The organism is Kitasatospora sp. NPDC058478, from assembly GCF_042720345.1.
GTDB lineage: Bacteria > Actinomycetota > Actinomycetes > Streptomycetales > Streptomycetaceae > Kitasatospora.
Genome location: NZ_JBHXML010000004.1, coordinates 1 through 23,972 on the forward strand (window position 1 = coordinate 1; position 23,972 = coordinate 23,972).

Below are 23,972 nucleotides of genomic sequence, written 5' to 3' on the forward strand. Positions count from 1 at the left end.
CTCCACCACCCCCCCCCCTTCATTTTCATGTGAAAGCCCCCTCTCTGCGACGCCGCGGGGGGGGTGGGCCCGGCCCCCCCCCGCCCGGGGCGCCCCCGGGGTGGGCGCCCCCCCGACGGCCCCGTGACGGCCGGGCCCGGATTCCGGGCCCGGCCGTCCGGTCGTTCAGGACCGGCGCAGCGCGGCGTCGGCCACCGCACCGATCCGGCCGGCCGCCTCCCGGCCGAGCATCTCCTCGTGGCCGCAGGCGACGTCGTGCACCGTCAGCGCGCCGGTCAGGTGCGCGCGCCAGCGGTCGGCGAGCTCGGCGGCGGGGGCGCCCTGCACCTCGTCGGCGGCGGTGAACAGCAGCAGCGAGCCGTCGAACCGGCCGGGGGTGAACTCCCGGGCGATGTCCGTGTGGTGGCGCATCACCGCCATCAGCCGGCGCAGCTCCCCGTCGTCGATGCCCGCCCCGGCGGCGTGGTGGGCGAGGAAGGCCCCGCGGATCTCCTCGTCGGTCGGGTTGTGGTCGCCCGGCAGCACCGGGAAGACGTCCAGCGCCGCCAGGAAGGCCACCCGCTCGCCCGCCGCCTGGAGCTGCACCGCCATCTCGTGCGCGACCAGCCCGCCGAAGGACCAGCCCAGCAGGTGGTACGGGCCGTGCGGCTGCACCCGGCGGATCCTCGCCAGGTACGTGGCCGCCAGTTCCCGCACGCCCTGCGGCCGTTCCCACTCCCCCTCGGGCGCGGCGATGCCGTCGGACTGCAGCGCGTACACCGGCCGGGCCGGGTCGAGGTGCGGGGCCAGCTCCGCGTACGGCAGGCCGAAGCCGACCCCGCCGTGCACGCAGAACAGCGGCTCGGCGGTGCCGGCCGGCCGGATCGGCAGCACCGGCTCCAGCACCGTCGCGGGGAGCCGCTGCGAGCCTGCGGGCCGGGCGGCGGCGGCGAGGGCCGCCACCGTCTTGTGGGTGAAGACGTCGGCCAGCGAGAGCGTGAGCCCGGCCTTCGCGGCCCGGCTGACGATCTGCACCGAGCGCAGGCTGTCGCCGCCGAGGTCGAAGAAGTCCCCGTCGGCGCCGACCTGGTCGAGGCCGAGGATCTCGCCGAAGACCCCGGCGATGACCTCCTCGGCCGGCGTGCCCGGCCTCCGCACCGGGGCCTGCGCGGCGGCGGGCGCGGCACCGGGCGCCGGCAGGGCGCGGGTGTCGAGCTTGCCGTTCGCGGTCAGCGGCAGCGCGGGCAGCGTCACCAGCGTCGCGGGCACCATGTGCGCGGGCAGCGACTCGGCGACGAACGCGCGCAGCACCGGCACGTCGACGGCGGCGACGCCGGGCAGCGGCACCACGTACCCGGTCAGCTGGGGCACGCCGGTGGGCGAGGGCGCGACCTGCACCGCGGCCTGCACGACCACCGGGTGGCGCACCAGCGCGGCCTCGATCTCGCCGAGCTCGATCCGGAAGCCGCGCAGCTTCACCTGGTGGTCCACCCGGCCGACGTAGTCGAGCGTGCCGTCGGCCCGCCAGCGGACCAGGTCGCCGGTGCGGTACATCCGGGTGCCGGCCGGCCCGTACGGGTCGGCGACGAAGCGCTCGGCGGTGGTGACGGGGCGGCGCAGGTAGCCGTGTGCCAGGCCGGTGCCGGCGATGTACAGCTCGCCGGTGACGCCGACCGGCGCGGGCGCGAGGGCGTCGTCCAGGACGTACAGCCGGTGGTTGTCCAGCGGGCGGCCGATCGGCGGGCGGCCGCTGCCGGGGCGCAGCGGGTCGCTCCAGGTGGCGCAGACCGAGGCCTCGGTCGGGCCGTAGGCGTTGCGGAACTCGGTCAGCGGGGCGAACCGGTCGACCAGCGCGGCCGGGCAGGCCTCGCCGCCGACCAGCAGGTGCAGGCCCTCGGGCAGCACCACGTCCTCGGGCAGGCCGGCCACCACGGTGGGCGGCAGCACCACGTGGTTGACCTGGTGCTCGGCGAGCAGCGCGCCCAGCACCTCGCCGGAGACCCGGCTCTCGTCGGTGGCGACCACCAGGGTGCCGCCCGAGTACAGCGAGACGCCGAGCTCCCAGACGGTGGCGTCGAAGCTGAACGAGGCGAACTGCAGCACCCGGGTGTCCGGCCCCGCGCCCATCCGCGCCTGGTGGTTGGCGGCCAGGTTGGCCGCCCCCAGGTGCGGCACCGCGACGCCCTTGGGGCGGCCGGTGGAGCCCGAGGTGTAGATCACGTAGGCGACGTCCTGCGGGACGAGCGGCCGGGTGCGGTCGGCGTCGACGGGGTTGCGGTCGGGCCGGCCGGTCAGGTCGGACCGGGTACGCAGGGAGTCCAGGACCAGCGGGACGACGCCCTCGGGCAGCCCCGGGATCCGGTCGGCGACCGCCTCGACGGTCAGCACCTGGGCGGGCGCCGCGTCGTCGAGCATGTAGGCGATCCGCTCGGCCGGGTACTGCGGGTCGACCGGCAGGTAGGCGGCGCCGGTCTTGAGCACCGCCAGCAGCGCGATCACCAGCGGCGCGGAGCGCGGCATCGCCAGCGCGACCACGTCGCCGGGGCCGACCCCGCGCTCCAGCAGCAGGTGGGCGAGCCGGTTGGCCCGCTCGTTGAGCGCCGCGTAGGACAGCCGCATCGTCGCCGGGCCGGCCGGTACGCCGTCCGGGCCGATCAGCGCGGGGTGGTCCGGGTCGGCGGCCGCCAGGCCCTCGAACAGGGCGGTCAGGGTGACCGGGGTGAACGGGGCGGTCGGGCCGGCCCACTCCTCCAGCAGGACGCGGCGCTCCTCGGCGGTGAGCAGGTCGAGGGCGCTGAGCGGCGCGTCGGGGGTGCGGGCGGCGGAGTCGAGCAGGGTGGCCAGGGCCCGGGCGAGGCGGGCCGCCGTCGCCCCGGTGAACAGGTCCTCGCGGTACTCCAGGCGGATGTCCAGTCCGGCCGGGGCGCCGTCCGGGCCGGTCCGCTCCAGCACCTGGAAGGACAGGTCGAACTTGGCCGTCGTGCTGCCGATCGGCAGCACCTCGGCGCTCAGGCCGGGCATCGCGGGCAGCGGGTCGGCACTGTTCTCGAAGGCCAGGATCACCTGGAAGAGCGGCTGCCGGCCCATCGAGCGGACCGGGTTGAGCTCCTCCACCAGGTGCTCGAAGGGCAGTTCGGCGTGCCCGTAGGCGGTCAGGTCGGTCTCCCGGACCCGCCCGAGCAGGGCGGTGAACGCCGGGTCGCCCGAGGTGTCGGTGCGCAGCACCACGGTGTTGACGAAGAAGCCGACCAGGTCCCGGACGGCGTCGTCGGTGCGCCCGGCCACCGGGCTGCCGAGCGGGATGTCGGTGCCCGCGCCCAGCCGGGTGAGGAGCGCGGCCAGGCCCGCCTGGACGGCCATGAACAGGCTGGCGCCGCCGCGCCGGGCCAGTTCGGCGAGCCGGGCGTGGGTCTCGGCGGGCACCGTGCACTCGACCTCGGCGCCGCGGTGCCCGGCCCGGGCCGGGCGGGGGAAGTCGGTGGGCAGGTCCAGCTCCTCCGGGATGCCCGCCAGCGCCTCGCGCCAGTGCGCGAGTTCGGCGCTGGCCAGGCTGTCCGGGTCGTCCTTGGAGCCGAGCAGTTCGCGCTGCCAGAGCGCGTGGTCGGCGTACTGCACCGGCAGCGGCTCCCAGCGCGGCCCGGCGCCGTCCAGCCGGGCCCGGTAGGCGTCGGAGAGGTCGCGGGCGAGCGGGCCGAGCGACCAGCCGTCGGCGGCGATGTGGTGCACCGTCAGGGCCAGCGCGTGGCTGTCCCGGCCGAGGGTGAACAGCCGGGCCCGCAGCGGCACCTGGGCGGACAGCTCGAAGGGGTGGGCGGCCTCGGCGGCCAGCGCCGCCTCCAGCGCGCCCGGCGCCGCCCCGGAGAGGTCCACCACGACCAGCGGGGCGCCGGCCTGCTCGGCCTCCTCGGCGGAGAGCACCAGCTGCGAGGGCAGCCCGTCGGCCTCGGCGAAGACGGTGCGCAGGCTCTCGTGCCGGGCCACCACGTCCCGGACGGCGGCGGCCAGCGCGGCGGCGTCCAGCGGGCCGGTGAGGCGGACCGCCAGCGGGATGTTGTAGCTGCCGGTGGGGCCGTCCATCTTGTCCAGGAACCAGAGCCGCTCCTGGGCGTGCGAGAGCGGCACCGAGGACGGCCGGTTCGGGACGGCGCGCAGCGCGGGGCGCCGGGGGGCCGGCTCCGCCGCGTCGGCGGCCGCCGACTCCGGGTCGAGGGCGCGGGCCAGCGCCTCGGCCGTCCGGGCGTCGAACAGGGCCCGCACCGGGACGTCCGCGCCGAGCGCGGCACGCAGCCGGTTGGCGACCCTGGTCGCGGACAGCGAGTGGCCGCCGAGTTCGAAGAAGTCGTCGTCGGCGCCGACCCGGTCGAGCCCGAGGGCCTCCGCGAAGACCGCGCAGAGCAGTTCCTCGCGCTCCCCCACGGGCTCGCGTCCGGTGCCCGCCCGCTCGTCCGGCGGGGCGGGCAGGGCCTTGCGGTCGACCTTGCCGTTGGGGGTCAGCGGCAGGTCGTCCAAGGGAACGTACACGGCAGGGATCATGTGCGTGGGCAGCACCGATGACGCCCGCTCCCGCAAGCGGTCGCGGTCGATCCCTGCCGGTACGACATAGGCGACCAGGCGGGCGTCCCCCGCCTGGTCGGTGCGGGCCGTGACGACGGCCCGCGTCACTCCGGGCTGCGCCGCGAGCACGGACTCGATCTCGCCGAGTTCGATGCGGTAGCCACGGATCTTCACCTGGTGGTCGCTGCGCCCCGCGTACTCCAGGGCGGTGCCGGCGGCGTCCCAGCGGACGATGTCGCCGGTGCGGTACATCCGCGCGCCGCTCGGGCCGTACGGGTCGGCGACGAAGCGCTCGGCGCTCAGGCCGGGGCGGCCCAGGTAGCCGCGGGCCAGGCCGGTGCCGGCGAGGTAGAGGTCGCCGAAGGTGCCGTCGGGGACGGGGCGCAGCGCGCCGTCCAGGACGTACACCCGGGTGTTGGCGATCGGGCCGCCGATCGGCGGCGGCCCGGCCGCGGTGGTGGTCAGCGGCGCGGCGGTGGACCAGATGGTGGTCTCGGTCGGGCCGTACACGTTGGTCACGGACGCGCAGTGCGCGGTGAGGGTGCGGGCCAGCGGCTCGGGCAGCGCCTCGCCGCCGACCAGGGCGCGCAGGCCGGCCAGCCGGGGGGCGTGGTCGGCGGCGAGCGACTGCCAGAGGCTGGGGGTGGCCTGCAGCAGGGTGGCGTCCAGGCCGGTGACGGCGTCCGCCAGGGCGGCCGGGTCGCGGACCGTCTCGCGGTCGGCGACCAGCAGTTCGGCGCCGGCGGCGAGCGGGACGAACAGCTCCAGGTTGGCGATGTCGAAGCCGAAGGTGGTGACGGCGAGGAAGCGGTCCTCGGTGGTCACTTCGAAACGGGCGACCATGTCCTCGACCAGGTTGACCAGCGCCCGGTGCGGCACCACGACGCCCTTGGGGCGGCCGGTGGAGCCCGAGGTGTAGATCACGTACGCGGGGTGGTCGGCGTGCGGGGCCGTGCCCGGTACGCGCTGCCCGGGCGCACCGGTCGCGGCGTCCGGGCCGTCCAGGACCCACAGTTCGCCGGTGCTCATCTCGCCTTCGGCGGCTTCGGCGGCGAGGAGTTCGCGCACCCTGCGGTGGGTGAGGGTGACCACCGGGGCGGCGTCGGCGAGCATGTAGCGCAGCCGGTCGGCCGGGTAGTCCGGGTCCAGCGGCAGGTAGGCCGCGCCGGACTTGAGGACGGCCAGGGCGGCGACCACCAGGTCGCAGGAGCGGTCCAGCGCGATCGCCACCACCTGCTCCGGGCCGGCCCCGGCAGCGTGCAGGGCGTGCGCCAGCGCGTCGGCGCGGGCGTGCAGTTCGCGGTAGGTCAGGCGCTCCTCGCCGCAGCGCACGGCGGGCGCGTCCGGGGTGCGGGCGGCCCGGGCGGCCAGCAGCGGGGCCAGCCAGTCGCCGGGCAGCGGCGTCCCGGTGGCGTTTCGGGCCTCGGTGATCCCGGCGCGCTCGGCCTCGTCCAGGACGTCCAGCCGGCCGCACGGCTCGTCGGGCCGGGCGACGGCGGCGGCCAGCAGCCGGGCGAAGCGCCGCCCGACCAGTTCGGCCTCGGCCCGGGTGACCAGCGCGGGCACGTGGTTGACGGCCAGGCCGAACGGGGTGCCGGGGAAGACCGTGAGGGTGACCGGGAAGTGGGTGGCGGAGCGGACGTCGGCGCCGGTCACCTGGGGGCCGGTGCCGGTGGCCAGCGGCAGGCCGCCCATCGGGTAGTTCTGGAACATCAGGGCGGTGTCGAAGAGTTCGCCGCGCACGGCGGTGAGCTGCTGGACCTCCGCCAGGGTCAGGTGCTCGTGCGCCAGCAGCGCGGTCTGCGACCGCTGCACGTCGGCGAAGAGCTCGGCCGGGGTGCGGGCCGGGTCGACGTCCACCCGGACCGGGAGCGTGTTGGCGAACAGGCCCACCATCCGCTCGACGTCCGGGACCTCGGCCGGCCGACCGGAGGTGACCGCGCCGAACAGCACGGTGTCCTGGCCGGTCAGCCGGGACAGCAGCAGCGCCCAGCAGCCCTGCACCACCGCGTTGACGGTCAGGCCGCGCGAGCGGGCGAAGCCGGTCAGCGCGGTGGAGACCTCGGGGGTCAGCTCCAGCGGGACGGCCTGCGGCAGCGCGGCCGCACCGGCGGCCCGGTCGCGGCCGGCCGAAACCAGCCGGGTCGGGTCGACGACCCCGGCCAGGGCGGCGGTCCAGGCCTGCCGGGCGGCCTCCTTGTCCTGCGCGCCGAGCCAGGCCAGGTGCGCCTGGTAGCGGGCCGCGCCGGCCCGCGGCTGCTTGGCGGGGGTGCCGCCGGCCTTCAGCTCCTCGGCGAGCGCGGCGAGTTCGCCGATCAGCGAGACCATCGACCAGCCGTCCACCAGGATGTGGTGGACGGTCCAGACCAGCCGGCAGCGCCCGCCCTCGGCGCGGGCCAGGGTGAGCCGCTGGAGCGGCGGGCGGGCGAGGTCGAAGCGGCGCAGCCGGTCCTCCTCGGCGAGCCGGTCGAACTCCGTCTCCGGCCCCTCGGCGGAGGCCGCCACCGCGACCTCGCGCCACGGCAGTTCGACCGACGTGGGGATCACCTGGATCGCCTCGCCGTTCTTGCGGTGCCGGAAGCAGGCCTTCAGGTTGGGGTGCCGCTCCAGGAGCAGGCCCGCCGCGGTGCGCAGCGCGGCGGCATCGGCGTCGGTCAGCTCGTCCAGGTCGAGGACCAGCTGAATGGTGTAGACGTCCGTCCCCTCACGGTCGTACTCCGAGAGAAAGAGCAGTCCCTGTTGCAGCGGCGAGAGCGGAAGGACTTCACTGATGGCGGACGGCCGATTCAAACCGGGCTCCTCGTGGAAGGCCTGCAAGTGCGGAATAACAAACGCTTTCCGATGGCGCTGACGAGCAACTGACCGGCAACTGACGGACGGCTGACGCGTGCCTCAGGACGGGTCCGAAACCCTGGTCGCGGACCCCGTCAGCAGTCCGTCAGCCCCTCGTCAGCGCCCGGCGGGAGGCTTGCCGCCGAGGCTAATTCGTTACCGAAGGCCAGGAGTCTCCAGTGCCGGTCATTTCCGCGTCGCACGAATTCGAGGTCAGCGACCTCTTCGTGAATCTGCAGCCGTTCTTCGGGCACCGTCTCTTCCTGAAAGTCGAAGGGTTCAACTTCGCCGGGTCCATCAAGCTGAAAGCGGCCCGGGAAATGGTCGCGCAGGCCGAGGCGGCGGGCGTCCTCGGCCCCGGCTCGACCCTGGTGGAATCCTCGTCCGGGAACATGGGCGTCGCCCTGAGCGTGCTCGCCGCCAGCCGCGGCTACAAGTTCATCTGCGTCACCGACTCTCGCTGCAACGAGGTCACCCGCCGCACCATGGAGTCGTACGGCGCCGAGGTGCACCTGATCACCGAGCCGCACGAGACCGAGGGCTTCCTCGGTGCGCGGATCCGCCACGTCAAGGCGCTGCTCGCCGCCGACGAGAAGCGGGTCTGGCTCAACCAGTACCTGAGTCCGGGCAACTGGATGGCGCACTACCGGACCACCGCGCCGGCCATCGCCCGCCAGTTCCCGGACCTGAACGTGCTGTTCATCGGCGCGGGCACGACCGGGACGCTGATGGGCTGCGCCCGGTACTTCCGCGAGCGGCGCCCCTCGGTGCGGGTCGTCCCGGTCGACAGCGTCGGCTCGGTCACCTTCGGCGCCCCGCCGGCCACCCGGCACATCCCGGGCCTGGGCACCAGCGTGCGGCCCGCGCTGCTGGACGAGTCGCTGGTGGAGCGGGCGGTCCACGTCGAGGAGACCGACACCGTCCGCACCTGCCGCGAACTGATGCGCGGCGGCTTCCTGTTCGGCGGTTCCACCGGGACGGCCGTCAGCGGCGCGCTGCGCTGGCTGAACGAGCACTACGGCGACGGCGCGGGCGGCGTGCGCGAGCGGGTGACCGCCGTGACCATCTCGCCGGACCTGGGCGAGCGCTACATGGACACCGTCTACCACGACGAGTGGGTGCGCGGTTCGGTCGGCCCGGAGGGCCTGCTGCCCGGGGTCGAGCACCGGGGCCTCGGGGCGGGCGTCGCCGCCGGGCTCCAGACCGTGTCCGGCTGACCGGTCCGCCGGGGGCGGGGCCTGCGGGGTCGGAGCCGGCGGGATCAGAGGGTCGAGAGTTTTCAAGGCGGGGCTGAGGCTGAGAATGACGGAGAGCAAAGCAGTGACGACAAACCGGAACGCTGTCCTTCCGCTCACCGCGGCACAGGCCGAGATCTGGTTCGACGAGCAGTTCGCCGCCGGGCCGCTGGCCTACAACATGGCGGACTACATCGATCTGCGCGGACCGCTCGACGCCGAGCTGCTCGGACGGGCGCTGCAACGCCTCGGCCACGAGGCCGAGGGGCTGCGGGTGCAGTTCGTCGAGGAGGACGGCGCCCCCGGCCAGATCATCCGCCCGCTCGCCCAGCTCCCGCTCAAGACGCTGGACTTCAGCGGCGAGGCTGAGCCCTCGGCGGCCGCCGAGCGGTGGATGCGGGCCGACCACGCCGACCCGATGAAGGTCACCGACTTCCCACTGTTCCGCGGCGCGCTGATCAGGCTCGCCCCGGAGCACCACCTGCTCTACCTGTGCATGCACCACATCCTCGCGGACGGCTTCAGCCGCTCGCTGCTCTACCCCAAGCTGTCCAGCGCCTACACCCGGCTGGCCGCCGGCGAGGGCCCGGCCGAGCTGGACGCCGACGCCATGCCGGCCTTCCACCGGCTGCTGGACGCCGAGCGCAAGTACCTCGACTCGTCGATGGTCGAGAAGGACCGCGCCTACTGGACGGACCGCCTCACCTCCGACCGGCACGGCGCGGTGCCCGAGCTGGTCTCGCTCTCCGAGCAGGAGCCGGCCCCCGGCCGGGTCGCGCTGCGCGAGACCGCCCGGCTCTCCCCCGCGACCACGGCCGCGCTGCACGCCCTCGCCCAGGACGGCAAGGTCACCATGCCGGTCCTGATGGTCGCCGCGATGGCCGCCTACACCCAGCGCGTCACCGGGGTCGCGGCGCCGCTGCTCACCCTGCCGGTCACCGGCCGGGTCGGCGCGGTCAGCCGCGAGATCCCCGGCATGCTCGCCAACTACCTGCCGCTGGCCGTCCGGGTGCGCCCGGAGATGACCCGCACCGAACTGCTGCGCGCGGCCTGGGTCGAGGTCGCCGGCACGCTGAAGCACCAGCGCTACCGCGGGGACAAGGTCCGCCGCGACATCGGCCTGCGGATCGACGACCAGCGCGCCTTCGGCCCGTTCATCAACGTGCTCAACCAGGATCCGGAGCTGGCCTTCGGCGACTGCCGCGGGGTCGTGGTCAACCTGTCCACCGGCATCGTCAAGGACCTCATCATGACGGTCCTGAACGCGGACGACGGCACCGTCGAGATCCACCTCGACGGCAACCCCGAGCTGTACGAGCCGGCCGAACTCGCCACCCACCTCGCCCGGTTCGAGACCTTCCTCGGCACCCTCGCCACCATGCCCGCGGACCGTCCGCTCGGCCAGGTGGGCCTGGGCGCGACCGGCGAACCGCTCGGGCTGCTCGGCGCCTGGGATCCGGCCACCGCCGCCGACCAGGGCCTGGTCGAGCGGGTCCGCGCCGTCGCGGCCGGTACGCCCGACGCGGTGGCCGTGGCCGACGGCGCCGAGCGGATCGACTACCGCGAACTGGTCGCCCGCGCGGCGGGCCTGGCCGCCCGGCTGACCGCCGCCGGGGTCACCACCGGCTCGGTGGTCGCGATGTTCGCCGAGCCCGGCGTCCCCTTCGTCACCGGTGTGCTGGCCGTCCAGGCCGCCGGCGGCGCCTACCTGCCGCTCGACCCGACCGCCCCCGCCGCCCGCAACACCGGGCTGCTGGAGGACGGCGGCGCCCGCCACCTGCTGGTCGGCGCCGGGTACGAGGAGCAGGCCGCCGAGCTCACCGCCGGAGCGACCACCGCCCTGCCGCTGACCGACCCGTCCGACTCCACCAGCGGCGCCGAACTCGCCTCTGTCGGAGGTGAGTTGGACCTGGCGTACGTGATGTTCACCTCGGGCTCCACCGGCAAGCCCAAGGGCGCGATGGTGCAGCGCTCGGGGATGATGAACCACCTCTGGGCCAAGGTCGGGGACCTCGACCTGGTCGCCGGGGAGGGCGTCGTCCAGAACGCGCCGCTCACCTTCGACGTCTCCGTCTGGCAGATGCTCGCCCCGCTGGTCGTCGGCGGCACCGTCCGGGTCTCCGGCACCGACATGGCCGCCGACCCGGCCGCCCTGTTCGGCATGGCCCGGGACGAGAAGATCGCCGTCCTGGAGGTCGTCCCCTCCCTGCTGCGCGCCGCCCTGGACGCCTGGGACCTCGACGGCACCACCCCCGAACTCCCGGACCTGCGCTGGCTGATGGTCACCGGCGAGGCCCTCCCGGCGGACCTGTGCCACCGCTGGCACGCCCGCCACCCGCACATCCCGATGATGAACGCCTACGGCCCCACCGAGTGCTCCGACGACGTCACCCACGCCGTCATCCGCGCCGGCGACACCCTCACCGCCCGCGTCCCCATCGGCACCGCCGTCCGCAACACCCGCCTCTACGTCCTCAGCGACGAACTCCAGCCCGTCCCCGTCGGCGTACCCGGCGAGCTCTACATCGGCGGCGCCGGAGTCGGCCGCGGCTACCTCCACGACCCCGCCCGCACCGCCGCCACCTTCATGGCCGACCCCTACGCCGGACCCGGCACCCGCATGTACCGCACCGGCGACCGCGTCATCCAACGACCCGACGGCCAGCTCGAATTCATCGAACGCCGCGACCACCAGGTCAAGATCCGCGGCCGCCGCGTCGAAACCGGCGAAATCGAAGCCGTCATCCGTTCGCTCGACACCGTCGCCGACGCCGCCGTCGCCGTCCTCCCCGACGCCTCCGGCAACCCCCGCCTCATCGGCTACCTCACCGGCCCCGGCGTCGACCCCGCACAGGTCCGGGCCGAACTCTCCCAACTGCTGCCCGGCTACATGATCCCGGCGTCCTGGCTCGTCCTCGACACCATGCCGCTCACCCCCAACGGCAAGCTCGACCGCAAGGCCCTGCCCAAGCCCGCCCTCGGCGAGCAGGACACCCTCCGCGGCCCCCGCACCGAGCGCGAGCGGGTCCTCTGCGACATCCTCGCCGAGGTCCTCGGCACCGGCCGGGTCGGCATCGACGAGGACTTCTTCGCCCTCGGCGGCGACAGCATCCGCTCCATCCAGGTCGTCAGCCGGGCCCACAAGGCCGGACTCACCCTCACCACCCGCGACATCTTCACCCACAAGACCGCCGCCGCCCTCGCCCGGATCGCGGGTGGCGCCGACCCCACGGCGGCGACCGCGCCCGCCGAGGACGCGGGCGGCACCGGCCCGTACGAACTCACCCCGATCATGGGCCAGTTGCACGACGACACCACCAGCCTCACCGGCCCGGTCGTCAAGTACAGCCAGCACGTGGTCGTCCGGGTCCCCGCCGCCCTGGACGCCGAACTGCTCGACGCGGCCCTGCACACCCTGGTCGACCACCACGACGCGCTGCGCACCCGGGCCACCGAACCCGCCCCCGGCCTGTGGCACCTGGAGGCACTGGCCCCCGGCGCGCTCGCCGGCGTCCGCCTGGTCGCCACCGCCGAGAACGGCGCCGGCAGCGGCGCCGACGACCAGGACGCCCTCGGCTTCGCCGAGCGGCAGGCCTCCGCCGCCCGCGCCCGGCTCGACCCCGCAGCCGCCGTGATGATCCAGGCCGTGCTGATCGGCGCGGCCCCCGGCGCCGACACCGCCCTGCTGGTGCTCTCCGCCCACCACCTGGTCATCGACGGCGTGTCCTGGCGGATCCTGCTGCCCGACCTCGCCGCCGCCTGCGAGGCGCTGGCGGCCGGCCGCACCCCCGCCCTCGACCCGGTCGGCACCTCCTACCGCGCCTGGTCCCAGCTGCTCGCCGCGCAGGCCCGCACCCAGGTCCGCGGCCCCGAACTCGCCCTCTGGCAGTCGATCCTGACCGGCCCCGACCCGCTGGTCGGCACCCACCGGCTCGACCCCGAGACGGACGTCTACGGCACCCAGCGCACCCTGCGCCTGGAGCTCGGCCCCGAGGTCACCGGCCCGCTGCTCACCGACGTCCCGGCGGCCTTCCACGCCGAGGTCAACGACGTCCTGCTGACCGGCCTCGCCCTCGCCGTCGCCGACTGGCGCCGCCGGCACGGCCGCGCCGACTACGCCCAGACCCTGATCGAGCTGGAGGGCCACGGCCGCGAGCAGCTCAGCGACGGCCTCGACCTGTCCCGCACCGTCGGCTGGTTCACCAGCGCCTTCCCGATGCGCCTCGACCCCGGCACGCTCGACTGGGACGAGCTCTGGGCCGGCGGCCCCGCCCTCGCCGCCGCCCTCAAGCGGATCAAGGAGCAGCTGCGCGCGCTGCCCGACCGCGGCGTCGGCTACGGCCTGCTGCGCTACCTCAACCCGCACGCCGCCCGCGCCCTGGCCGGCCACCACAAGCCGCAGATCGGCTTCAACTACATGGGCCGCTTCGACGCCCGCGAGGCCCGCCTCTGGGAGCCGGCCGGCGGCGACGGCGTGGTCGGCACCGGCGCCCACCCCGGCATGCCGCTGCCGCACCTGCTCGACGTCACCCCGGCCACCGAGGACCGGCACGACGGCCCGCACCTGATCGCCAACTGGTCCTGGGCCGGCCGGACCGTCGCCGAGGAGGACGCCCAGGACGTCGCGGCCACCTGGTTCCGCGCCCTCGAACTGCTCGCCCGGCACGCCACCGCCCCCGGCGCGGGCGGCCGCACCCCCTCCGACCTGCCGCTGGTCGCCCTGGCCCAGGACGAGATCGAGGAGTACGAGGCCGAACTCGCCGAGGCCGGCACCGCCCTCGCCGACGTCCTGCCGCTCACCCCGCTCCAGCAGGGCATGCTCTTCCACGCCGACTACGACACCGCCGCCGGCAGCGCCGCGGACGCGGTCGACGTCTACACCCTGCAGATCGTCGCCGACATCGAGGGCGACCTCGACGCCGACGCCCTGCGCGCCGCCGGGCAGACCCTGCTCGACCGGCACCCCAACCTGCGCGCCGCCTTCCGCGCCCGGGCCACCGGCGAGCCCGTCCAGGTCATCGCCCAGCACGCCGAACTGCCCTGGCTGGACGCCGACCTGACCGACCTGCCGGAGCCCGCCCGGGCCGCCGAGCTGAACCGCATCACCGAGGCCGAGCGCACCCGCCGCTTCGACCTCGCCGCGCCGCCACTGCTGCGCTTCGCGCTCGTCACCCACGGCGAGGGCCGGCACCGGTTCATCTGGACCAGCCACCACATCCTGGTCGACGGCTGGTCGATGCCGCTGCTCGTCCGCGAGCTGTTCGCGCTCTGCGCGCCCGGCGCGGACGTCGCGCTGCTGCCCGACCCGGCCCCGTACCGCTCGTACCTGGCCTGGCTGACCGCGCAGGACCGCACGGCCGCCCGGGCCGCCTGGCACGAGGTGCTGGCCGACATCGACGAGCCCACCCTGCTCGTCCCCGCCGACCCGAGCCGCCTCCCGGCGCTGCCCGACGCGGTGCTCGCCGAGGTGCCGCGCGAGCTGACCGCCGCGCTCGCCGGCTGGGCCCGCACCCAGGGCCTGACCGTCAACACCGTGGTGCAGGGCTGCTGGGCGCTGCTGCTCGGCCGGCTCACCGGCCGCCAGGACGTGGTGTTCGGCGCCGTCACCTCCGGCCGCCCGGCCGAGGTCCCGGACGTCGAGTCGATGATCGGCATGTTCCTCACCACCGTGCCGGTCCGGGCCCGGCTGCACCCCGGCGACACCCTCGCCGAACTGCTGCACGCCCTCCAGGACCAGCAGACCGCGCTGCTCCCGCACGAGCACCTCGGGCTCGCCGCGATCCACCAGGCCGCCGGCCTGTCCGGCGAGGTCTTCGACACCGTGGTGCTGTTCGAGAACTTCCCGCTGGACGAGAACGGCCTCGACACCGGCGTCGCCGACGGCCCGCGCATCGTCCGCACCGAGGCCCTGGACGCCCGGCACCACCCGCTGAGCCTGGTGGTCCACCCCGGCGACAGCCTGCACCTGCGGCTGGACTACAACCCCGGCCTGTTCGGCCGGGCCGAGGTCGAGCGGGTCGCGGCGATCTTCCAGCACCTGCTGCGGACCGTCGCCGAGCGGCCCGGACTGCCGCTCGCCCAGGTCGACGTGACCGCCCCGGCGGACCTCACCGGCACCGGCACCCCCGGCGAGCTGGGCGGACTGCTCGGCGCCTGGGACCCGTCGATCCCCGAGGAGAGCCTCGGCGTCGTCGAGCGGGTGCGCGCCGTCGCCGCCCGCACCCCCGAGGCCACCGCCGTCACCGACGGCGCCGGCTCGCTGACCTACCGGGAGCTGGTCGAGGCGGCCGGCGGCCTGTCCGCGGGCCTCGCCGAGGCCGGGGTCACCACCGGCTCGGTGGTCGCGATGCTCGCCGAGCCCGGCGTCCCGTTCATCACCGGCGTGCTGGGCGTGATCGGCGCCGGCGGCGCCTACCTGCCGCTCGACCCGGCCGCCCCGGCCGCCCGCAACACCGGGCTGCTGGAGGACGGCGGCGCCCGCCACCTGCTGGTCGGCGCCGGGTACGAGAAGCAGGCCGCCGAGTTCGCCGGCGCGGTCCAGGGCGGGCCGGTCACCGTCATCGGCCTGGAGCAGGCCGCCGACGCACGGGCCCTGCCCGACTGCGTGGGCACCGGGCTGGACCTGGCGTACGTGATGTTCACCTCCGGCTCCACCGGCAAGCCCAAGGGCGCGATGGTGCAGCGCTCCGGCATGATGAACCACCTCTGGGCCAAGGTCGGCGATCTCGACCTGGCCGCCGGGGAGGGCGTCGTCCAGAACGCGCCGCTCACCTTCGACGTCTCCGTCTGGCAGATGCTCGCCCCGCTGGTCGTCGGCGGCACCGTCCGGGTCTCGGGGACGGAGATGGCCGCCGCCCCGGCCGCCCTGTTCGGCATGGCCCGGGACGAGAAGATCGCCGTCCTGGAGGTCGTCCCCTCCCTGCTGCGCGCCGCCCTGGACGCCTGGGACACCGAGGGCGACGCCCCCGAACTCCCGGACCTGCGCTGGCTGATGGTCACCGGCGAGGCCCTCCCGGCGGACCTGTGCCAGCGCTGGCACGCCCGCCACCCGCACATCCCGATGATGAACGCCTACGGCCCCACCGAGTGCTCAGACGACGTCACCCACGCGATCATCCGCGCCGGCGACACGCTCACCGCCCGCGTCCCGATCGGGACGGCGGTGCGCAACACCCGCCTCTACGTCCTCAGCGACGAACTCCAGCCCGTCCCCGTCGGCGTCCCCGGCGAGCTCTACATCGGCGGCGCCGGAGTCGGCCGCGGCTACCTCCACGACCCCGCCCGCACCGCCGCCACCTTCATGGCCGACCCGTACGCCGGACCCGGCACCCGGATGTACCGCACCGGCGACCGCGTCATCCAACGACCCGACGGCCAGCTCGAATTCATCGAACGCCGCGACCACCAGGTCAAGATCCGCGGCCGCCGCGTCGAAACCGGCGAAATCGAAGCCGTCATCCGTTCGCTGGAGACCGTCGCCGACGCCGCCGTCGCCGTCCTCCCCGACGCCTCCGGCAACCCCCGCCTCATCGGCTACCTCACCGGCCCCGGCGTCGACCCCGCGCAGGTCCGGGCCGAACTCTCCCAACTGCTGCCCGGCTACATGATCCCGGCGTCCTGGCTCGTCCTCGACACCATGCCGCTCACCCCCAACGGCAAGCTCGACCGCAAGGCCCTGCCCAAGCCCGACCTGGGGGACCAGGAGGAGGCCCGCGCGCCGCGCACCGAGCGCGAGCAGGTGCTGACCGAGATCCTGGCCGAGGTCCTCGGCACCGGCCGGGTCGGCATCGACGAGGACTTCTTCGCCCTCGGCGGCGACAGCATCCGCTCCATCCAGGTCGTCAGCCGCGCCCGCAAGGCCGGACTCACCCTCACCACCCGCGACATCTTCACCCACAAGACCGCCGCCGCCCTGGCCCAGGTCGCCGAGGAGCAGGAGCAGAACCCCGCCGAGTCCGCCCCGACGGAGCCCGAAAGCAGTCTGATCGCCCTGTCCGACGAGGAACTGGCCGATCTGGAATTCGAGTTGAATGAGGAACTTTCGTGACGACCGCCCCCAGAACCGGGTCGAAGATCAGCGAAGTACTTCCGCTCTCCCCCCTCCAGCAGGGGCTGCTGTTCCTGTCCTCGTACGACCAGGCCTCGCCCGACCTGTACACCCTCCAGTTCGTCGCGGAGATCGACGGGCCGGGCGCGGGTGACGGCGAGCAGCTCGCCGCCCGGCTGCGCGCGGCCTCGGCCGCGCTGCTGCGCCGGCACCCCAACCTGCGGGCCTGCTTCCGCAACCGCAAGACCGGCGAGCCCGTCCAGGTCGTCCTCAAGGAGACCGAGGTCGAGCCGCAGTGGCAGCTGCACGACCTCACCCACCTGCCCGAGGCCGACCGGGAGGAGGAGGCGCAGCGGCTGACGCGTGAGGACCGGCTGCGCCGGTTCGACCTGGCGCGGCCGCCGCTGATGCGGTTCACCCTGATCCGGCTGGGCGCGGGGCACCACCGGTTCCTCTGGTCGGTGCACCACATCGTCATGGACGGCTGGTCGTTCCCGCTGGCCGTCCGCGAGCTGGTGCTGCTCGGCGACGAGGCGGGGGCGGCGGCGCTGCCCGCACCCGCGCCGTACCGCTCGTTCCTGACCTGGCTGAACGGCCGCGACCGGGCCGCCGCGCGGGCGGCCTGGGCGCAGCTGCTGGACGGCCTGGACGGGCCGGTCCGGGCGCTGCCCGCGGCCGGCGACGGCGAGTCCCTCGAACTGCCGTCGCTCGTGCGGGGGTTCCTGTCGCCGGAGCGCACCGCGGCGCTCGCCGGCTGGGCGCGCGGCCGGGGCCTGACCCTCAACACCGTGGTGCAGGGCTGCTGGGCGCTGCTGCTCGGCCGGCTCACCGGCCGCGAGGACGTGGTGTTCGGGTCGGTCACCTCCGGCCGCCCGGCCGAGGTCCCGGACGTCGAGTCGATGATCGGCCTGTTCGCCAACACCCTGCCGGTCCGCGCCGATCTGCGCCCGGACCAGCGGGCGAGCGAGCTGTTCGAGGCGCTGGCCCGCCAGCAGCTCGCGATGATGCCGCACGAACACCTGCCGCTCGCCGAGGCGCAGGCCGCCTCCGGCGTCCAGGGCGAGCTGTTCGACACCGTCCTCGCCTTCCAGAGCTACCCGCTGGACGAGGCCGCGCTGTTCCGCGAGTCGGGCGGCACCGTCAGCTCCGCCCAGGTGCTCTCGGCCACCCACTACCCGCTGAGCCTCACCGTCTTCCCCGGCGAGCGGCTGGACCTGCACCTCGCCTACCGGCCCTCGGCCTTCGCCGAGGCCGCTGAGCACACTGACACCGCCGAGGACCCGCAGTCGTCCGCGCAGCGCGTCCTGGACCGGCTGGTCCGCGTCCTGGAGCAGGTCGCCGACGACCCGCAGGCCCCGCTCGCCCGGCTCGGCGCGCCCGAGCCCGCCGAACTGGCCCGCATCCTCGGCGAGTGGAGCGGCGCCTCGGCCGCCCCCCGGGAGCCCGCGCGGCGCGCCACCGTCGCGGAGCTGTTCGCCGAGCAGGCCGCCCGCACCCCGGACGCCGTCGCGGTCACCGCCCCCGGCGAGGCCGCCCTCAGCTATCGCGAGCTGGACGAGCGGGCCAACCGGCTCGCCCACCTGCTCGCCGCCCGCGGCGCCGGCCCGGAGAGCCTGGTGGCCGTCGCGCTGCCGCGCGGCGTCCAGCTGATCGTCGCCGTCCTGGCCGTCCTCAAGGCGGGCGCGGCCTACCTGCCGCTGGAGCCCGGCCACCCGGCCGACCGGATCGGCTACACCCTGCGCGACGCCCGTCCGGCGCTGCTGCTGACCGCCGGCGGCGTGCTGCCCGAGCCGCCCGACGCCCCGGACCTGCCACGCCCGGACCTGCCGCGCCTGGACCTGGACGCCCCGGAGACGGCCGCCGCGCTGGCCGCCCACCCGGCCACCGCCCCGGACACCGCGGTCTCCCCCGAGCACCCGGCCTACGTCATCTACACCTCCGGCTCCACCGGCCGCCCCAAGGGCGTCGTGGTGCCGCACCAGAACGTGGCGCGGCTGCTGGAGGCCACCGACGACTGGTTCGACTTCGGCCCCGGCGACGTGTGGACGCTGTTCCACTCCATCGCCTTCGACTTCACCGTCTGGGAGCTGTGGGGCGCGCTGCTGCGCGGCGGCCGGCTGGTCGTGGTGCCGTACGACGTGTCGCGCTCCCCCGACGCCTTCCTGGACCTGCTCGCCGAGGAGCGGGTGACCGTCCTCAACCAGACGCCGTCCGCCTTCTACCAGCTGATGCGCGCCGACGCCGACCGCCCGCGCCCGCTCGCCCTGCGGACCGTGGTGTTCGGCGGCGAGGCGCTGGACATCGGCAAGCTCGCCGACTGGTACGCCCGGCACGCCGACGACGCGCCGCGCCTGGTCAACATGTACGGCATCACCGAGACCACGGTGCACGTCTCCTACCAGGAGCTGGACGCCCCGACGGCCGCCGCCGGCGGCGGCAGCGTGATCGGGCGCGGCATCCCGGACCTGCGGGTCTACCTGCTCGACGGCGCCCTGCAGCCCGTCCCGGCCGGCGTGCCCGGCGAGCTGTACATCACCGGCCCCGGCCTGGCCCGCGGCTACCTGCGCCGCCCCGACCTCACCGCGGCCCGCTTCGTCGCCTGCCCGTTCGAGCCCGGCGGCACCCGGATGTACCGCACCGGCGACCTCGGCCGCTGGCGGGCCGACGGCACCCTGGAGTACCTGGGCCGCGCCGACGAGCAGGTCCAACTGCGCGGCTTCCGGATCGAGTTGGGCGAGATCGCGACCGTCCTCGGCCAACACCCCGCAGTCGCCGAGGCGGCCGTGATCGCCCGCGAGGACCGGCCCGGCGACCAGCGCCTGGTCGCCTACGTGGTGCCCCGCGACGGCGCCGACCCGGCCGGGCTGCGGGAGTTCGCCGCCGAGCGGCTGCCCGAGTACATGGTCCCGGCGGCCGTGGTCCCGCTCGCCGCGCTGCCGCTGACCGCCAACGGCAAGCTCGACCGCCGCGCCCTGCCCGCTCCCGCGTACACCACCTCGGCCCGCAGCCCGCGCACCGCCGAGGAGGAGCAGCTCTGCGGCGTCTTCGCCGAGGTGCTCGGACTCGACCGGGTCGGCGTCGACGACGACTTCTTCACCCTCGGCGGCCACTCGCTGCTCGCCACCCGGATCGTCAACCGGGTCCGCGCCGAACTCGGCGCCGAACTCCAGGTGCGGGACCTCTTCGAGGCCCCCTCCCCCGCCCGCCTCGCCGAACGGCTGGCCGCCGCCGCACCCGGCCGCGCCCCGCTCGCCGCCGGGCCGCGCCCGGCCGTGCTGCCGCTGTCGTACGCGCAGCAGCGGCTCTGGTTCGTCGAGCACCTGGGCGCACCCGGCGGGCTGTACGCCATCCCGCTGGCGATCCGCCTCTCCGGGCGGCTCGACACCGCCGCCCTGACGGGCGCCCTGCAGGATGTGGTCACCCGGCACGAGGCGCTGCGCACCGTCTTCCCGCAACACGCCCCCGCCGGGGCCACCCCCGGGACCACCCCCGGGACCACCCCCGGGACCACCGGCAGCGGACCGGCCGAACAGCGGGTGCTCACCCCGGCCGAGGCCGCCGTCCCGCTCCCGGTGAGCGAGACCACCGAGGCGGGCCTGCCCGCCGCCCTCGCCGCCGAGGCCGCGCGCGGCTTCGACCTGGAACGCAGCCTCCCGCTCCGCGCCCGCCTGTTCCGGCTCGGCCCGGACGAGCACGTGCTGACGATCGTCCTGCACCACATCGCCGGCGACGGCTGGTCGCTCGCCCCGCTCACCCGCGACCTCACCGCGTACTACCGGGCCCGGGTGGCCGGCCGCCCGGCCCAACTGCCGCCGCTGCCCGTCCAGTACGCCGACTACGCCCTGTGGCAGCGCGGACTGCTCGGCGCGGAGGACGACCCACAGAGCGAACTCACCCGCCAACTCGCCTACTGGGCCGAGACCCTGAAGGGCCTGCCGGAGGAACTGGCGCTGCCCTTCGACCACCCGCGCGGCACCCGGGCCGAGCACCGCGGCGACGTCGTGCGCACCACCGTGCCGCAGCCGCTCACCGCCGAGCTGCACCGGCTCGCCGCCGCCTGGGGCGTCAGCGCCTTCATGCTGCTGCGGGCCGGGCTCGCCGCCCTGCTCACCCGGCTCGGCGCGGGCACCGACATCCCGCTCGGCAGCCCGATCGCCGGCCGCACCGACGAGCGGCTCGACGAGCTGGTCGGCATGTTCGTCAACACCCTGGTGCTGCGCACCGACACCTCCGGCGACCCGGGACTGCGCGAGCTCGCCGAACGGGTCCGGGCCTACGACCTGGCCGCCCACCAGCACCAGGACGTGCCCTTCGAGAAGCTCGTCGAGGTGCTCAACCCCGAGCGCTCGATGGCCCGGCACCCGCTGTTCCAGGTGATGCTCGGCTTCCAGCAGGCCGGCCCGGCCCCGGCGCCCGAGGACGACCCGGAGCTCGCCGTGACCGAGCAGCCGGTGCCCGTCCGGACCGCCAAGTGGGACCTGTTCTTCCAGCTCACCGAGCAGGCCGGCGGCGCGCTCGCGCTCGCCGTCGAGTACCGCACCGACCTGTTCGAACCCGCCACGGCCCGCCGGATCACCGACGCCTACCTGCGACTGCTCGCCGCCGCCCTCGCCGAGCCCGCCCGGCCGCTGTCCCGGCTGGACCTGCTCGGGCCCGAGGAGGAGGCCGAACTGCTCGCCCTCGGCACCCACCGGGCCGGTACCCCGCGCAGCACCCTCACCGCCCTGGTGGACCGCCGGATCGCGGCCACCCCGGACGCGGTCGCGCTGGTCCACACCGAGCCCGGCCACCCCGAGCGGCTGCGGCACACCAGCTACGCCGAACTGGACGCCGAGGCCAACCGCCTGGCCCACCTGCTGACCGCGCGCGGCGCCCGCCGGGGCGACCTGGTGGCGCTGCGCCTGGAGCGCGGCCCGGCCGTGGTGAGCACCCTGCTGGCGATCGCCCGCACCGGCGCGGCCTACCTGCCGATCGACCCGTCCTACCCCGACGAGCGGGTCCGCGACATGCTGGCCGACAGCGGCGCCCGGCTGCTCGTCACCGAACGCTCCCTGGCCGAACGGGAGCTCCCCGCCGGGGTCGTCGAGCTGCTCCTGGACGCCCCCGAAACCCTGGCCGACCTGGCCGACCGGCCCGTCACCGCCCCGGTGCCCGCCGCCCCGATCGACCCCGACGACCTGCTGTACGTCATCTACACCTCCGGCTCCACCGGCAAGCCCAAGGGCGTCGCGGTCCCGCACCGCGCCGCCGTCCGCCTGGTCCTGGGCCTGCCGGAGCTGGCGCCGACCGCCGCGGACACCTTCCTCTACTTCGCGCCGGTCGCCTTCGACGCCTCCACCTTCGAGATCTGGGGCGCGCTCGCCCACGGCGCCCGGGTGGCGGTCCACCCGCCCGGCCCGGCCGACCCGCAGGCCCTGGAGTCCTTCCTGGCCCTCGCCCGGGTGAGCGTCGCCTTCCTCACCACCCAGTTGTCCAACACCATCGCCGACACCCGGCCGCGCGCCCTGGCCCCGCTGCGGGCGCTGCTCACCGGCGGCGAGGCGCACTCCCGCGACCACCTGGACCGGCTGCGGGCCGCCCTGCCGGACACCACGGTGTTCAACGTGTACGGCCCCACCGAGACCACCACCTTCGCCACCGGCCAGGACCTCGGCCGTGCCGAGGGCACCGTCCCGATCGGCCTGCCGATCGGCGACACCCGCGCGTACGTCCTGGACGAGGCGCTGCGGCCGGTGCCGCGCGGCGTGGTCGGCGAGCTGTACCTGGCCGGCGAGGGCCTGGCCCGCGGCTACCTCGGCCAACCCGCGCTGACCGCCGCCCGCTTCACCGCCTGCCCGTTCGGCGCGCCCGGGGAACGCATGTACCGCACCGGCGACCTGGTCCGCTGGGACCGGCACGGCCGGATCGAGTACGTCGCCCGCGCCGACCAGCAGGTCAAGATCCGCGGCTACCGGGTCGAACTCGGCGAGATCGAACGGCTGCTGGCCGAGCACCCGGCCGTCGCCCGGGCCGCCGTCCTGGCCCCCGCCGACGCCGCCGGCCAGCGCCGCCTGGTCGCCTACCTGGTGCCCGCCGACGGCCGGCCGACCCCCGGACCGGCCGAGTTGCAGGGCCACCTGGCCCGCTCGCTGCCCGGCCACATGGTGCCGGAGAGCTACACCGCACTGCCGGAACTGCCGCTGAACGCCAACGGCAAGCTGGACGTCAAGGCCCTGCCCGCCCCCGCGGCCACCCCCTCGGCCCGCGCCCCGCGGGCGCCCCGCACCGAGCCGGAACGGCTGCTCTGCGCCGCCGTCGAGGAGGTCCTGGGCACCGGCCCGGTCGGCCCCGACGATTCCTTCTTCGCCCTCGGCGGGGACAGCCTGAAGGCGATCCGGCTGGTCAACGCGGCCGGCCGGGCCGGGCTGCCGATCAGCCTCGGCGCGGTCTTCGAGCACCGCACCCTGGAGGCGCTGGCCGCGGCCGCCGCCACCGGGGGCGGCGCGGTCGACCTGCTCGGGCCCGTCCTGCCGATCCGGCCCACCGGCGGGCGGCCCCCGCTGTTCTGCGTGCACGGCGGCCTCGGCTTCGCGATCCCGTTCGCGGCGCTCGCCGAGCACCTCGACCCGGAGCAGCCGGTCTACGGCCTCCAGGCCCGCGGCCTGTCCGACGACGGCCCGCTGCCGACCGACCTGGGCGACGTCGCCGAGGAGTACCTGGCCCGGGTGCGCGCCGTGCAGCCGCACGGCCCGTACCACCTGCTCGGCTGGTCCTACGGCGGCGTCGTGGCGCACGAGATGGCCGTCCGGCTGCACGCCGCCGGCGAACAGGTGGCGTTCCTGGCCAACCTGGACGCCTACCCCGACGACGCCCTCGGGGCCCGGCCCAGCGACGCCGAGTTCCTCGCCGACTTCCTGGCCGAGGCCGGGGTCGACGCGGCGGAGCCGGAACGGCTCACCCCGCAAGGCGTCGCCGCACACCTGGCCCGCACCGAAGGCCCCCTCGCCGCGCTCGAACCGGGTACGCTGGAACGGCTGCTGGGGGTCATGCGGAACAACCTGGAGCTGTTCCAGCGGTTCACCCCGGGCCGCTTCGACGGCTGCCCGATGACGCTCTTCGTGGCGGTCGGCGGCGACACCCGCCCCACCCCGGAGGAGCGCGCCCTCAAGGTCAAGAGCTGGGAGCCGCACGTCGGTTCCGCCGTCCTCGCGCACGACGTGGACAGCGGGCACCAGCAGCTGCTGCAACCCGCACCGGCGGCGGCGATCGGCGCGGTCGTCGAACACGCCCTCGCCGCCCTGGCCGCGAGCCCGACCGGCACCCCGACCACCTGACGCCCGGTCAAC

4 protein-coding genes are annotated in these 23,972 nt (G+C 75.5%); 3 read left to right on the forward strand and 1 reads right to left on the reverse strand.

Annotated features, from left to right (window positions below; all coding sequences use genetic code 11):
• Window positions 1-165 precede the first annotated feature (165 nt).
• Window positions 166-7,323 (reverse strand): amino acid adenylation domain-containing protein, encoded by a 7,158-nt coding sequence (locus tag ACFWPT_RS03070; RefSeq protein WP_380479085.1) that lies wholly within the window; start codon window positions 7,321-7,323, stop codon window positions 166-168.
• 221 nt (window positions 7,324-7,544) lie between these two features.
• Here ACFWPT_RS03070 and sbnA point away from each other — a divergent pair, with 221 nt between their 5' ends.
• The 3 genes from sbnA (at window position 7,545) to ACFWPT_RS03085 (ending at window position 23,960) form a co-directional block, all read left to right on the forward strand.
• Entirely contained in the window at window positions 7,545-8,582 is a 1,038-nt protein-coding gene (sbnA, locus tag ACFWPT_RS03075) for a 2,3-diaminopropionate biosynthesis protein SbnA (protein ID WP_063348730.1), read from the forward strand.
• Window positions 8,583-8,685: 103 nt separating this feature from the next.
• Window positions 8,686-16,647 (forward strand): amino acid adenylation domain-containing protein, encoded by a 7,962-nt coding sequence (locus tag ACFWPT_RS03080; protein ID WP_380479088.1) that lies wholly within the window; start codon window positions 8,686-8,688, stop codon window positions 16,645-16,647.
• Window positions 16,644-23,960 carry an amino acid adenylation domain-containing protein gene (locus ACFWPT_RS03085; RefSeq protein WP_380479091.1) on the forward strand — a complete coding sequence of 2,439 codons (7,317 nt, stop codon included), beginning with the start codon at window positions 16,644-16,646 and terminating at the stop codon, window positions 23,958-23,960. Before ACFWPT_RS03080 ends, ACFWPT_RS03085 begins: the two co-directional genes overlap by 4 nt.
• The last annotated feature ends 12 nt before the right edge of the window (window positions 23,961-23,972 follow it).